The sequence below is a fragment of the Thermomonas hydrothermalis genome (genome assembly GCF_900129205.1).
Lineage (GTDB): Bacteria > Pseudomonadota > Gammaproteobacteria > Xanthomonadales > Xanthomonadaceae > Thermomonas > Thermomonas hydrothermalis.
In genome coordinates, this window is the sequence record NZ_FQUK01000010.1 from 1 (window position 1) to 11,995 (window position 11,995).

16 protein-coding genes are annotated in these 11,995 nt (G+C 65.8%); 5 read left to right on the plus strand and 11 right to left on the minus strand.

The annotated features are described in order from the left end of the window. Positions 1–260 (plus strand): transposase (locus BUA29_RS04200; RefSeq protein WP_143148801.1); only part of this gene is annotated, 260 nt, incomplete at its 5' end. On the opposite strand, the gene merT is transcribed toward BUA29_RS04200, so the two are convergent. Next, a complete protein-coding gene (gene merT, locus BUA29_RS04205) occupies positions 219–611 on the minus strand; it encodes a mercuric ion transporter MerT (RefSeq protein WP_084602338.1) in 393 nt (130 codons plus the stop codon). The two genes, BUA29_RS04200 and merT, sit on opposite strands and share 42 nt — an antisense overlap. 63 nt (positions 612–674) lie before the next feature. On the opposite strand from merT, the gene merR reads away from it, so the two are divergent. Beyond that, entirely contained in the window at positions 675–1,142 is a 468-nt protein-coding gene (merR, locus tag BUA29_RS04210; protein WP_072755381.1) for a mercury resistance transcriptional regulator MerR, read from the plus strand. Next, positions 1,135–1,437, plus strand: a complete 303-nt coding sequence (locus BUA29_RS04215; RefSeq protein ID WP_084602339.1) for a hypothetical protein — start codon at positions 1,135–1,137, stop codon at positions 1,435–1,437. Before merR ends, BUA29_RS04215 begins: the two co-directional genes overlap by 8 nt. A gap of 39 nt (positions 1,438–1,476) precedes the next feature. Here BUA29_RS04215 and BUA29_RS04220 read toward each other — a convergent pair whose 3' ends face one another. The 9 genes from BUA29_RS04220 to BUA29_RS04260 all read right to left on the minus strand — a co-directional run bounded on the left by BUA29_RS04220 (position 1,477) and on the right by BUA29_RS04260 (position 9,187). Continuing rightward, complete coding sequence (locus BUA29_RS04220; RefSeq protein ID WP_072755382.1) at positions 1,477–1,743, minus strand: hypothetical protein; 267 nt, start codon at positions 1,741–1,743, stop codon at positions 1,477–1,479. Next, positions 1,740–3,038: a hypothetical protein gene (locus tag BUA29_RS04225; RefSeq protein WP_072755383.1), complete on the minus strand. Its 1,299-nt coding sequence runs from the start codon at positions 3,036–3,038 to the stop codon at positions 1,740–1,742. The genes BUA29_RS04220 and BUA29_RS04225 overlap by 4 nt, the downstream gene beginning before the upstream one ends. Before the next feature lie 12 nt (positions 3,039–3,050). Continuing rightward, a complete protein-coding gene (locus BUA29_RS04230) occupies positions 3,051–4,193 on the minus strand; it encodes an SPFH domain-containing protein (protein ID WP_072755384.1) in 1,143 nt (380 codons plus the stop codon). A 147-nt stretch (positions 4,194–4,340) separates the two neighbouring features. Continuing rightward, positions 4,341–5,042, minus strand: a complete 702-nt coding sequence (locus BUA29_RS04235; protein WP_072755385.1) for an ABC transporter ATP-binding protein — start codon at positions 5,040–5,042, stop codon at positions 4,341–4,343. Further along, a complete protein-coding gene (locus BUA29_RS04240) occupies positions 5,035–6,237 on the minus strand; it encodes an ABC transporter permease (RefSeq protein ID WP_072755386.1) in 1,203 nt (400 codons plus the stop codon). Before BUA29_RS04240 ends, BUA29_RS04235 begins: the two co-directional genes overlap by 8 nt. A gap of 4 nt (positions 6,238–6,241) precedes the next feature. Continuing rightward, positions 6,242–7,486: an efflux RND transporter periplasmic adaptor subunit gene (locus tag BUA29_RS04245; protein WP_072755387.1), complete on the minus strand. Its 1,245-nt coding sequence runs from the start codon at positions 7,484–7,486 to the stop codon at positions 6,242–6,244. Positions 7,487–7,616: 130 nt separating this feature from the next. Continuing rightward, complete coding sequence (locus BUA29_RS04250) at positions 7,617–8,612, minus strand: L-threonylcarbamoyladenylate synthase (protein WP_072755388.1); 996 nt, start codon at positions 8,610–8,612, stop codon at positions 7,617–7,619. A gap of 95 nt (positions 8,613–8,707) precedes the next feature. Further along, entirely contained in the window at positions 8,708–8,896 is a 189-nt protein-coding gene (locus tag BUA29_RS04255; protein WP_072755389.1) for a hypothetical protein, read from the minus strand. 15 nt (positions 8,897–8,911) lie between these two features. Beyond that, on the minus strand, positions 8,912–9,187 hold the full coding sequence (locus tag BUA29_RS04260; protein WP_072755390.1) for a hypothetical protein: 276 nt from the start codon (positions 9,185–9,187) through the stop codon (positions 8,912–8,914). A 349-nt stretch (positions 9,188–9,536) separates the two neighbouring features. Here BUA29_RS04260 and BUA29_RS04265 point away from each other — a divergent pair, with 349 nt between their 5' ends. Further along, a complete protein-coding gene (locus BUA29_RS04265) occupies positions 9,537–10,145 on the plus strand; it encodes a hypothetical protein (RefSeq protein WP_072755391.1) in 609 nt (202 codons plus the stop codon). Positions 10,146–10,185: 40 nt separating this feature from the next. Here the strand turns inward: BUA29_RS04265 and BUA29_RS04270 are convergent, their stop codons facing one another. Beyond that, positions 10,186–11,022: a class I SAM-dependent methyltransferase gene (locus tag BUA29_RS04270; protein WP_072755392.1), complete on the minus strand. Its 837-nt coding sequence runs from the start codon at positions 11,020–11,022 to the stop codon at positions 10,186–10,188. A gap of 77 nt (positions 11,023–11,099) precedes the next feature. Between BUA29_RS04270 and BUA29_RS04275 the strand changes: the two genes are divergently transcribed. Next, positions 11,100–11,981 carry an acyltransferase gene (locus BUA29_RS04275; protein WP_072755393.1) on the plus strand — a complete coding sequence of 294 codons (882 nt, stop codon included), beginning with the start codon at positions 11,100–11,102 and terminating at the stop codon, positions 11,979–11,981. Positions 11,982–11,995 lie beyond the last annotated feature (14 nt).

Consider the following 11,995-nt stretch of genomic DNA (forward strand, 5'->3'; position numbering starts at 1 on the left):
GGGCACGACGGTGTCGGCTGACGCCCTTCAAGAAGCTCGGTGCCACCATCCGCGACCACCTCACCGGCATCCTGCGGCATTTCGACACCGGCCTGTCCAACGGCCAGGTCGAGGCCTTCAACGCCCAGATCCAGGCCGCCAAGGCCCGCGCCAAGGGCTATCGCACTGACGCCAACCTGATCGCCATCAGCTACCTGCTGTGCGCCAAGCTCAGGCATCTACCCCGTCACCCTTGGCTCCATGCTCCCCATCAGACATGAACCGTTTCCACTGGAATCGCGATTGAGCCGCGCAATCACGACCAGGCCGGTCACGATCCAGAACATCAGCTTGTAGGTGCTGCGCACCTGCGGAATGGCGCAGACCTCGCCCGGTTGGCAGGCGGCCGCTGGCCGGAAGATGCGTCGCCAGGCGAAGAAAAGGGCGATCAGCGCAACGCCGATAAAGAATGGCCGGTAGGGCTCCAGCACGGTCAGGTTACCGATCCAGGCGCCGCTAAAGCCGAGTGCGACCAGCACCAGCGGCCCCAGGCAGCAGGTCGAGGCGAGGATGGCGGCCAGTCCGCCGACGGCAAGCGTGCCGCGCCCGGTGCGTGCTGGTGGCTTCGTCATCGGGTTCTCCTTCAATGGGGACTGCGCTAATGTTCAGTCCGGAGTCCAGTACGGAGTCAAGGCATGCCGCAGGGAGCGTCAAACCTGACCATCGGCGCCCTGGCCCAGGCGGCTGGTGTGCATGTGGAAACCGTCCGCTTTTACCAGCGCAGAGGGCTGCTGCCGTTGCCCAAGCGTGCGTATGGCAGCATCCGCCGCTATGGGCATGACGCCCTGATGCGTTTGCGCTTCATCAAGTCAGCGCAACGGCTGGGGTTCAGCCTGGACGAAGTGGCTGGCCTGTTGCGGCTGGAAGACGGCGATCACTGTGACGAGGTGCGCGAGCAGGCCGAGCATCGGCTTGCCGATGTGCGGTCGTGGTTGCGGGAGTTGCGCCGGATGGAAGCCGCCTTGCAGGCGCTGATTCGGGATTGCCGGCAACCGCATGCAGCGCGGCGCTGCCCGCTGATTGAGGCTTTGCAGGGAGACTTCCCGGTCGCCGCGGTGTCCAGCAAAGCCCGAAATCGGCTTCAGGAGAAGCACAATGGCTGAAGTATTCGACCGCCTGATCGTGCACAACCGCGTCTTTATTTGGATTGCCTTGGCCGCAGGCGCGCTGCTGCTCATTCCGCTGCTGGCCATGCAGTTCGACCTCGGGGTGCACTGGACGGTCGGTGACTTCCTTGTCATGGGGACGCTGCTTTTGACAGCGGGTTGGGCGTTCGTGCTGATGGCACGTCGGGTGTCGGCACGGCACCGCTGGAAGGTGGGGCTGGCCGTGCTCGCGGTGTTTCTTTACCTTTGGGCCGAGCTGGCGGTGGGCGTATTGACGTCGCTGGGCAGTTGATTGCGCCCGATGTTGTCTTTGTCTTTTGCGTAAACCGATTTAGGTCTTGCGGTAAGGCACGCGCCGCACCCGGCGGCGGTAGTCGCGCAGGTTGTCGCCGCGGATGCGGGACTCACGGGTGCCTCGGATTTCATCCACCTTGATGTCGTGTTCAGCGCCTGTCAGCGACAGACGCCGAACCTCGGTTTCGCGCTCGAACGCATGCGATTTGTCGGTGTTGCGGTAATAGCGGTACATCGCCCAGTAAAAGCCGGCTGCGCCGGCCGGGCCGAGGAGAAGCAGCCAGCCGCTGTGATCACCGCTCATGTGGAATTCCCCAACAGCCAGATCACGATGGTCTCCAGTACGGTGCCGACGGTGAGTGCGGCCAGCAACAGCTTCCAGTGCTGCACTGGCACGCTCCCCATGGTCTCGCCGGTGCGGCCGTTGACGGCGATGTAATGCAGCATTCCGCCGTTGGGGCCGGGCTGGTGATAGGAATACAGCCAGACCGGCATGGCCATCGACACCCAGCGGCTGCCATGCAGGTCAAGGCCTTCCTCTTCCCAGCGGACGCCGCGGTCGTAGCGGCGCACCGAATCTTCCACCTGGGCGCGGGCGATCGACAGCAGCTGATCTTCCAGCGCGGGCTGCAGGTCGGTGACGTTGAGATCGCGTTTCTCCGTGCTGTAGCCGACCAGATAGGACGCGTTCCACTTGACGGCGTTCTTGGTATCGAATGGCAGGATGGCGTTGATGATGTTCTGGGTGTTGACCCGGGTGTCGAGATTGCGGCGGGTTCGCGAGGACTCCAGCGGCAGGTCATCGACGGTGAAGTCCAGCGCCCGTTCCAGCTGGTATACGTCGGCGTCGTAGTAGGTCTTGCGGTCGTTGCCGGAACCGACGGTGTAGCGGCGGGTCTGGATTTCGCCGAAGCCTGCCAGTGCGGCGCTGGCATTGGCGTCCACGATCATGTAGGGCAGATACACCCCCACCACATTTTCCGGTGTGAACTGTTCGAGAAAGTCTTTCAGGGCAAACAGGCGCCGCTTGTCCACGAACTGGCGGATACGGGCGATGGCGTCTTCCTTGCGGATGCGGAAGGGCAACACGGCGTCGGGGACGGCGCCGTTTTCGATCTGCTCGTTGACGCCGAACACATGCCGGCACCAGTGACAGCGTGCGGTCATGCTGGTCTGGGTGTTGATGGTCACCTCGGCACCGCAGCCGGCGCATTTGAAGCTGCGCAGATCGCTGGTGCCAGCATCGATTTCACGGGCGCCGGCAGTCGTGACGGTGCCGCGCAGGTGTTCGATGCCGTCACCCAGCCCCAGCGCTTCTTCCACCCGTTCACCCTGCCAGGTATGCCGGCAGAACAGGCAGATCAGCATGTCACTGCCAGGCTTCTGGCGGATGTCGCTGGCGCCGCACTTCGGGCAGCGGTTCAGGCCATCTTTCACCGTGGCATCTGCGTGATCCGGAATGGCCGGAGCAGGTTCGCTTGAGACATCACCGGACACACCGGGCAGGCGGTCTGGCGCCGGCCCATCCGGGATGGGGGGCACATCGCGGGGCGAGCCCGGGCCGGTAGGTGGCGAGGGGGGCAAAGGATGGCCGGTCATGGCCGCAGCGCGTTACAGGCCCAGGGTTTTGGCTTTCAGCGTGTCGTAGTCGGCCTGGGTGATCAGGCCCATGTCCAGCATCTCCTTGGCTTTCTTGAGCTTGGCCACGGGATCTTCGGCCGCTGGTGCCGTGGGCTGCTGCAAGGCGCCAAGCCCACCCAGCATGCCCGAGGCCATGCCCAGCCCCATGATCCCGGCGGCGCCGCCATGTTCACCGGCTGCCTGCATGCCCTGGGCAACGCTGGCCTGAAGGTTGGCATTGCCGCGGGCACCGGACAGGGCATCGGCGCGCTGGACGGTTTTCAGAAGCTCGCGGGTGTTGGCGTCGTATTCGATCGACAGGATGGCGGTCTTGACGATTTCCAGGCCGCGCTGTGAGCGCCACTGGTATGCCGCTTCCACCGCCTCCGACAGGCTCTGCGCAAAGCCCACCGAGTCCTGCTGGATGCGGGTGATGCGGTTGCCCTTGGCCGGGTCGTTGGTATAGCGCGAGAACGCCGGCGCCAGCGATGCCACCACTTCATTGAACAGCTGTTCGGCGGCCGGGTTGTCCAGATCCGTGAAGTCGAACACTCGGCCCGGCTGGAGGTAGCTGGCCGGGACGAAGTTTTTCACGAACAGGATCGGGTCAACGATCCGCAGCGTGTAGGTGCCACGGGTGATCGCGCCGACCTGGGTATTGAGGAAAGCATCGTCCCAGTAGATCTCCGACTGGGTGCCGAACCGGTTGTCCGGCAGTTCCTTGAGCGACACGAAGAAGGCCAGCTGCTGGGTGCCCGGTTGTCCACCGAACTTGAAGCGTTCCCAGCTTTGCATCACCAGCGGGTCGAGCAGGCCGTCGCCGGCAAAGACCGACTTCGACTGCAAGGCATCCGAGCGCCATTCATAGCCGCCCGGCTCGGCGACCAGGGCGGTGATCTTGCCGTCTTGCATCAGCAACAGGCCATAGCCTTCCGGCACCACGATCTTCGAGCCGTTGCTGATGATGTTGCTGGAGCCGTGCAGATTGGAACCGCGGCCGGCATTGCTGCCACGCGGAACCGCGGCAAACAGCGCCGCGGTGGGCGGGAGCCGGTCGGGAATGGTGTAGAAATCCTGCCACTGGTCGGCCAGTGCTCCGCCGACTGCGCCGCGAACTGCCTGAATCAAACCCATGGTGGTCTCCCTGACTGGCCGGGCCGGATGCCGGCATGACTGTGTGCAGGGACTATACCGCCTTGCCGCGCGTCAGACAGATGACGAATGTCATCGGCCGAATGTCTATGATGCCCACGCGCGTGCCGGCCGCAGACCAGGGCGGGGTCAGCGGCGAACGTCGCTTTCGATACGTCCGTCCACCAGCGTAATGATGCGGTCGCAGCGCGCTGCCAGGCGCGGATCATGGGTCACGACCAGCACTGCACAGCCATGTTGGCGATTGAACCGGCGCAGCAACTCAAACACTTCGTCGGCGCTTTGCGTATCGAGGTTGCCGGTGGGTTCGTCGGCCAGCACGAGCGCGGGCCGGGTGATCAGGGCCCGGGCGATCGCCACCCGTTGTTGCTGGCCGCCGGAGAGCTGGTCGGGTTTGCGATCCGCCAGCGTTTCCAGCCCGACGTCGGCCAGCAGGGCGCGAGCGCGTTCCACCGTGTCCGGGTCTGGCTTGCCACGGGCCAGCATCACCGGCATCAGCACGTTTTCCAGTGCGGTAAAGGCGTTGATCAGGTGATGGAACTGGAACACGAACCCGATGTGGCGGGCGCGCAGGCGGGTTCGGGTTTCATCGTCGATGCCGCGGGTGGGCTGCCCCAGCAGAAACAGCTCGCCCTCGGTGGGTGAGTCGAGCAGGCCGATCTGGTTGAGCAGGGTGCTCTTGCCGGAGCCGGACGGGCCGATGAGTGCCGTGAAATCCGCGCCATCCAGACGCAGATCGATGCCATGCAGCACCTCGAAGGCATTGGGTTTTCCGACGTTGTAGGACTTGCGCAGGCCGGACAGCCGCAGCACCTCGCGGGGCTCAGACATGGCGGATGGCCTCCACCGGATCCAGGCGCGCAGCGCGTGAGGCGGGCACGGCCGCGGCCACCACGCCCGCCAGCGTGGCCAGCACCATGGCGGCCGGGATCAGGGCCGGTGGGAGCGGGATATAGAACAGCTTCGGCCCGAAGGTGTTGAATGCGGCAACCAGGCCAAGCCCGGCCAGCGCCCCGAACAGTGAGCCGATCAGGCCCAGCACGGCGCCTTGCACCAGAAACACCCGCAGCATCTGCCGGCGGCGGGCGCCCATGGCGCGCAGAATGCCGATCTCGCGGGTACGCTGGGTGACGCTGACCGCCAGCACACTGGCGATCCCCAGCGCCACCGACAGTGCCACGAAGAGGCTGATCATCCGGGTGGACATGCTTTGCGAGCTGAGCGCGTTCATCAGCTGGGCGTTGGTTTCCATCCAGCTCTCCGCCTTCAGCCCGGTCAGGCCACGGAGACGGGCCGCGGTGCGGTTGGCGGAGAACAGCTCGCGCACGGTGACATCGATGACGGTGACCCCGCCGGGCAGCCCCAGCAGGGATTGCGCCTGCTTGAGGTCGAGATAGACATAGCGGGCATCCAGATCGCGCACGCCCAGTTCGAAAATCCCGGCGACGTTGACCACCGCCTCGCGGCCGTCACCGGCGTCCAGACGCAGTTTGCCGCCCGGCCGCAGCCCTAGCTCGCGGGCCAGCTCGCTGCCGATCAGGGCATTGCCAGAGGCCACGTCCAGCCGGCCTGCCACCAGATTGCGATCAAGCGGGATGATGCGTTGGTAGCGTGGCAGATCCACACCGATCAGGGCCACCGATTTGACCGCCTGACCCCGGCGTGCCAACGCCGGGCCGGAGACGATGGGGGAGACCGCGACGATGTCGGGGGTGTGATCCAGCACCGCCAACACCTGTGGCCAGTTGAGGATGGTGCGCAACACCTGGGCGCGGCGGTCTTCCAGGATCAGGTGCAGCGTGCCCGGCGGCGCTGGGGCAATCCGGTTTTCCTGGTCCGGGGCGCTGATCCGGATATGCGCCTGGGTGCCCAGCGTGCGCTGGATGACGTTGGCCTGCAGCCCGGAAATCAGCGCGGTGACGAACACGATCACGGCGACGCCGACGGTGATGCCAAACAGGATCAGCAGCGTCTGTGCGCGTCCCTGACGCAGAAACCGCAGCGCGATGACAGTCTCGGTCCACATCGCCTTAGTTGAACTTCACCGGCAGTTCGCGACGCGTGGACGCGTTGTCGGAAGGTGACTGTTGCGGCTCCACCCGCACGCGCGCACCCGCGTTCGGCAGGGTGTCAGGCGGCAGCGCCGCCACGGCCAGGACGTGTTCACCAGCGCGCAGACCGGAGGTGATCTCGCTCATCGCCGTCCCGCGCAATCCCAAGGTCACGGTGACCGGCTGCACCCGGCCATCCCGCACCACCAGCACACGCGCCCGGTCGCTGCCGTTCTCAACTGGAAGCAGCGCATCGTTGGGAATCACCAGCGCCTGTGAACGCTCCCCGGTGCGCACGGTGACGGTCACCGTCATGTCCTGGCGCAGAAAATCGACCGCCGGTGTGATCCGCAGGCGCACATCGACACTGCCACGGGCGGGGTCCACCACCGGTGCGATGCGATCGACGATGGCCTGGAACGGACGGGTCGGGAAGGCGTCGGCGATACAGGTGGCCGTCTGGCCGGGTTTGATCGGGGCGATGAGCTTCTCGTCCACCGGCAGCAGGATTTCGTCGGGGGCATCCGCCGCGATCTCCAGCAGCACCATGCCGGGGCGCACCGTATCGCCGGGTTCGACACGGCGGGTGAGCACCGTGCCGGCGATCGGGGCGCGGATCACCGCACGTGCCAGGGCGGCCTCGGCGGCCTCCAGTTCTTTGCGCGCCTGTGCCTCACGGGCGCCGTCATCGGCCAGCGTGCGGGCAGTGAGCCGCGCCTGCTCCACGGCAGTACGGGCCGCGATGACCGCCTGTTCGGCCTGCTCGACGCTTTCCCGGGCGATGAGTTGACGGGTGGAGAGGTCACGCCGGCGCTGGAGCTCGCGCTCGGCCTGCGCCAGTTGCGCCTCGGTCTGGCGAAGTCGGGCCAGCGCGTTCGGTCGCTCGGCCTGCTGCAGGGCCGCAAGTGCGGCGCGGGCCTGGTCGCGTCGCGCCTTGAGGTCGTCGGCCCGCAACACGATCAGCACATCACCAGCGGCGACGTGATCGCCCTCGCGCACCCGGCGTTCCTGAACCAGGCCAGTGATCTCCGGGCTGATCTGAACCCGCGAAGGTGCCGCCACTCGACCGGTGGCCACCACGCTTTGTATCAGCGGGCCGGACTGCACCTGATAGCCGGGCAGCACTGGGCCGCGTAGCTTCGGCAGACCCCAGAGGGCCAGAAGTCCGGCAGCGAGCACCGCGGTGAAGCGCCAACGATTGCGAAAAAACTGGAGTCTGGCCATGTCGGGCAGCGTGAGGTGGCGGAAGGATTCTTGCCCATGACAGCAAACGCTGTCGATGTATCTCGGCAGGCAGACCTGCCGGTGTGCCCTTACGGCGCTGGGTATGGCCTGGATTTCTGGGCGCGTGGGGTCAATCCGTCGGCACGCTGCCCTGGCCGGCGGCACGCAGCAGACGGTCGCGCAGGGCGTCGGCGGGGCCGTCGCCTTCCGGCAGTTCCGCCACCACCACATCGACACCCAGGATGTCGGCTTCCCGCAGCAGGCCATACAGCCGCTGCATGCGGGCATCAAGCGTCTCGCCTGCGGCCAGCCAGACCAGCGCAGGGTGGGGCTGGGCGGGCGCTGCGGCCGAGAGTTGCGCAACCCGCAGGCCGGCCATCAGATGGTGTGCAACCCGTTCGGGCAGGGCATGGGTGGCGACACATTCCACCTGCGCACGCGGACTGTAGTGGCGCTTCATCAGGCCGGGCGCACGGGTGCCGGCGGCGGGTTGCAGGCTGACCTCGCGCTGCAGGCAGTCGGCGATCTGGGCGGCGCTGATCGCACCCGGGCGCAGGATGCGCAGCCTGTCATGACTCAAATCGACGATGGTGGATTCGATGCCGACCGTGCAGGGGCCGCCATCCAGCACCAGCGGCAGGGCATCCCCGAACTCCTCACGCACATGGGCGGCGGTGGTCGGGCTGACCCGCAGATGGCGGTTGGCCGATGGCGCGGCGACCCCGCGCCCGAGGCGGCGCAGCAGCGCCAGTGCCACCGGATGCGCCGGCATCCGCAGCGCCACCGTATCCAGCCCGCCGGTGACCACGCGGGGCACGTCGGGGCGTGCCGGCAGCACCATGGTCAGGGGGCCGGGCCAGAACGTGCGCGCCAGCGTCAGCGCGGCGGGCGGTACCTCGGTTGCCCATTCCCGCAGCTCGTCCACGGTGCCGATGTGCACGATCAGCGGATGATCGGCCGGGCGCTGTTTGAGTGCGAAGATCGCGCGCACCGCGTCCGGGTTACGGGCGTCGGCGGCCAGCCCATAGACGGTTTCGGTGGGTAGGCCGACCAGGCGGCCCTGCATGAGCAGGGTCGCGGCGGTGTCCAGTTCGGAGGGGAGCGGGTGGGGTGGGAGAGGTTCCATACGCCAATCCTGCCATCACGCATCGGGACGTGTCCGGATGCTGCAAGCGCAGTCTGAATGAGGGGCGCAATGGTAGAGGTCGAGCCGGGTGTTGATCACCTGTGCTTGCGCAGGTGTACCCGAGGGGAGTCGAGGGCAGGTGCGGCAGGCGCGCTGGTTGAGTCGGTCTGGCTGACGGTGGATGTGGCACGGGCTTCGCGCTTACGTGCGTCCTTCTCGTCCTGTTTCTTTTTCTTGGCCAGTTCGCGCTGACGCTTTTCGAATGCGTAGTTGGGTTTTTGCACGCCAGGGCTCCTGGGTCATCGGGATTTGCGCGAACGCCCCTGACTGGGCGTGGGTGCGGGCGTGGGGCTGGGCGGGTCTTCGGGCAGGCCGATGCGCTGCAGAGCGCGTGTGGTGCCCAGTACTTCGATGGTGCCGCCAGCCCTTTGGAAGGCCTCCATGTGCTCGGCGATCCGCTCCCGGGTCATCGCCGCGCTGCGTTCGGCCGGTTTGCGCCCTTTGAACAGGGCGCTGGTCCGACTGGATGCAGCGGATGGTGGTGTGGATGGTTTTTCGTCGTGTTTGCGGGGCATGCACAACCTCCAGGATGGATGTGGGCTCAGGCGTCACCACGATGGGCGACGCTTGAGGACGGTGCGACAGGGCCCGCAATGTAGGGGAGCGGAAAGCGGGGCTGACCCGATTTGGCCCAGGTGTGAAAAAAAACCTGGCGATTGGGCGATAGAACAAAAGCCTCTGCCAGTGCAGAGCGTCCCCGCATCCTACGCCACAACGCCAGGCGGCGCCATGCCAGCGGGCCGGGACAGGCGTAGAGTCGTCAAACCAGCATGGATTTGGAGGTGGCAAATGAAGTGTCTTCAGGCAGTGATTCCAGTCGGGCTCTTGTGGGTGCTTGGTGCCGTCTCCCCGGCATGGGCTGGGATGAAGATCGACAGCGGTATGCCCAATCGCATTTCGATGAATGTCTCGGTGGCCAAGCAATCGCAAGGGGCGACGTTTGGCGAAAAGGTCAATGCCGGTTTGCAGCAGGCAGGGAATGCCGTGGCCAGCGGCGCGCAGATGACGATCGATATCGCCTGTCAGGCCGATGCCTGTGTCATCACCTTCCCCGAAGGAGACGCCATCCGCGCTGATCTGAAGGCGATGACGCTGGGCCCGGGTGCGCCGCAGACTGGCAGCCAACCTGCGGCGCAGGTCGGCGGGGTGATTCCGGGCGCCGGGATCGTGTCCGCAGTGGTTTCGAGCGGGTTGAGCAACATGCCAGGTGGGACGGCTGCCTCAGCAGGGTATGCACGCGTGTCTGGCCAGGCATTGCCGTTGTCCAGCAAGACTGTCGCCCCGGGCCGGATCGATGTCACCGAGCCGCTGGCGGAGGGCGAGTATCTGCTCACCCTGGTCGTGCAGCCGCCCGCTGCGGCCGGTGAAGCACCGGGGCGCCAAGTGCGTATCGTGCAGGCGTTCGAGGTCAAGGCGGGGCGTCTGAAAACCAAACACGATACGGCCAAGAACTCGATTTCCAACATACGTTGATCCGGCACGGTGTGCTGCGCCGCCCGTGGCCGCCATGCGGTCAGCGCCGGATGGCCAGCACGCCGTCCAGCGCCCGCTCTGCCCGGAATCCCGCGCGTGTCAGCCGGCGGATGACCTCGCCTGGTACGTCGCGGCCGGAGGTCAGCTTGTTGGGGCTGCCGGTGTAGTGGAACAGTTGGCCGCCGGGCCGCAGCACCCGGAACAGCTGTTGATAGAACGCCTGCGAGTACAGCTCGCCGGCGATCCCAAAGCGCGGCGGGTCGTGCAGGATGGCATCGAATGCAGCATCAGGCAGGGTCGGCAGCACCTGCACGATGTCGGCGTGGGTCAGCCGCAGACGCCCACCGCTGGCCTCAGGATCAGGCGACCACGGGTTGAGGGTGCGCAGCCACAACACGTCCTCGTTCTTCTCGAACGACGCAATCGCCGCCACCCCTGACTCGAGGCAGCAGGCGGCGAAATAGCCCAGCCCACCACAGGTATCCAGCACGGTTTTGCCACGCGGCTGGATCAGGGCCACCTTGCGGCGCGCATCGTCCAGTGGCGACTGTTTTGACGTCGGCAGCATCTTGATGCCGTCGATCTCGAAGGTCGGGACGTCCCATTCGGTGGGCACCAGTTTGATCAGCTGGCCGGTGTAGCGCGCGATTGGTGCGAACGTCTCGCCATCCCAAAAGTACAGGGTGCGATCCTTGAGCGGTTGCGGGTAGGGCAGGCGCTTGCCGCGCCAGTCCCAGCCGTCCTCGGTCAGCATGACCGTTTCCTGGCTGCGGCCCAGATCGAACGAGGCGTGCCAGTGCGTGTGCCCCTGTGCCCGTGCTGCGTGCAGGGCATCGGCCAGGGGTCGGGTGAGCAAGGGGGTGCTGGGGCGCGGCATCAGGACATGATAGCGGTGCAGTCATGCCGGCTAGATTGCGCGACAATCATGCGCCCGTTTTTGCAAATGTGAGCGCGATGGCGTTGATTCGAGCCCTGATCCCGCTGATCTTGCTGTGCATCAGTACGGTGGTTCATGTCGTTCCGCTGCTACTGGTGGCCTTGCTGAAGGCGCTGTTGCCCGGACGCAGCCTGAAGCGCCGGTGCGACCCGCTTTTGACCGGTATCGCCGAGTCCTGGATTGGCTTCAACAACTGGCTTTGGGATCGCTTCACCAAGACCCGGCTGGTGGTGGATGGGGCGGTCGATTTGCAGCGCGATGGTCATTACCTGGTGCTGGCCAACCACCAGAGCTGGGTCGACATCGTGGTGTTGCAAAAAGTGTTCAACCGGCGCATCCCGCTGTTGCGGTTTTTCCTCAAGCGGCAGCTGTTCTGGGTGCCGCTGCTGGGGCTGGCCTGGTGGGCGCTGGATTTCCCGTTCATGGGCCGCTACACGCCCAAGCAGATCGCGCGTAATCCGGCGCTGGCTGGCCGCGACATTGCCGTGACCCGGCGTGCCTGCGCCAAGTTCCGTGAGATTCCGGTGGCCATCATGAACTTCGTCGAAGGCACCCGTTTCTCTGCTGACAAGCACGCGCGGCAAGGTTCGCCTTACCGGCACCTGCTCAAACCCAAGTCAGGTGGCGTGGCATTTGTGCTCGAAGCCATGGGGCAGGGGCTGAATGCCATTCTGGATGTCACCATTGCCTATCCTGCCGGTGTACCGAGCATGCTCGATCTGTTCGCCGACCGCGTGCCGGAAGTCCGCGTGCGTATCCGCCAATGGCCGATCCCGGCCGAGCTTGTCGGCGGGGATTACCAGAACGACCGTGCGTTCCGGGTGCGTTTCCAGCAGTGGATGAATGACCTATGGGCGCGCAAGGACGCGGATCTGGATGCGCTGTTGAAGGTCGAGTGAGGCATCGCTGGCGT

Bases quoted from the DNA above. Each gene is read 5' to 3' on its own strand.
- merT (WP_084602338.1), bottom strand. From the start codon at position 611: ATGACGAAGCCACCAGCACGCACCGGGCGCGGCACGCTTGCCGTCGGC.
- merR (WP_072755381.1), top strand. From the start codon at position 675: ATGCCGCAGGGAGCGTCAAACCTGACCATCGGCGCCCTGGCCCAGGCG.
- BUA29_RS04215 (WP_084602339.1), top strand. From the start codon at position 1,135: ATGGCTGAAGTATTCGACCGCCTGATCGTGCACAACCGCGTCTTTATT.
- BUA29_RS04220 (WP_072755382.1), bottom strand. From the start codon at position 1,743: ATGAGCGGTGATCACAGCGGCTGGCTGCTTCTCCTCGGCCCGGCCGGC.
- BUA29_RS04225 (WP_072755383.1), bottom strand. From the start codon at position 3,038: ATGACCGGCCATCCTTTGCCCCCCTCGCCACCTACCGGCCCGGGCTCG.
- BUA29_RS04230 (WP_072755384.1), bottom strand. From the start codon at position 4,193: ATGGGTTTGATTCAGGCAGTTCGCGGCGCAGTCGGCGGAGCACTGGCC.
- BUA29_RS04235 (WP_072755385.1), bottom strand. From the start codon at position 5,042: ATGTCTGAGCCCCGCGAGGTGCTGCGGCTGTCCGGCCTGCGCAAGTCC.
- BUA29_RS04240 (WP_072755386.1), bottom strand. From the start codon at position 6,237: ATGTGGACCGAGACTGTCATCGCGCTGCGGTTTCTGCGTCAGGGACGC.
- BUA29_RS04245 (WP_072755387.1), bottom strand. From the start codon at position 7,486: ATGGCCAGACTCCAGTTTTTTCGCAATCGTTGGCGCTTCACCGCGGTG.
- BUA29_RS04250 (WP_072755388.1), bottom strand. From the start codon at position 8,612: ATGGAACCTCTCCCACCCCACCCGCTCCCCTCCGAACTGGACACCGCC.
- BUA29_RS04260 (WP_072755390.1), bottom strand. From the start codon at position 9,187: ATGCCCCGCAAACACGACGAAAAACCATCCACACCACCATCCGCTGCA.
- BUA29_RS04265 (WP_072755391.1), top strand. From the start codon at position 9,537: ATGAAGATCGACAGCGGTATGCCCAATCGCATTTCGATGAATGTCTCG.
- BUA29_RS04270 (WP_072755392.1), bottom strand. From the start codon at position 11,022: ATGCCGCGCCCCAGCACCCCCTTGCTCACCCGACCCCTGGCCGATGCC.
- BUA29_RS04275 (WP_072755393.1), top strand. From the start codon at position 11,100: ATGGCGTTGATTCGAGCCCTGATCCCGCTGATCTTGCTGTGCATCAGT.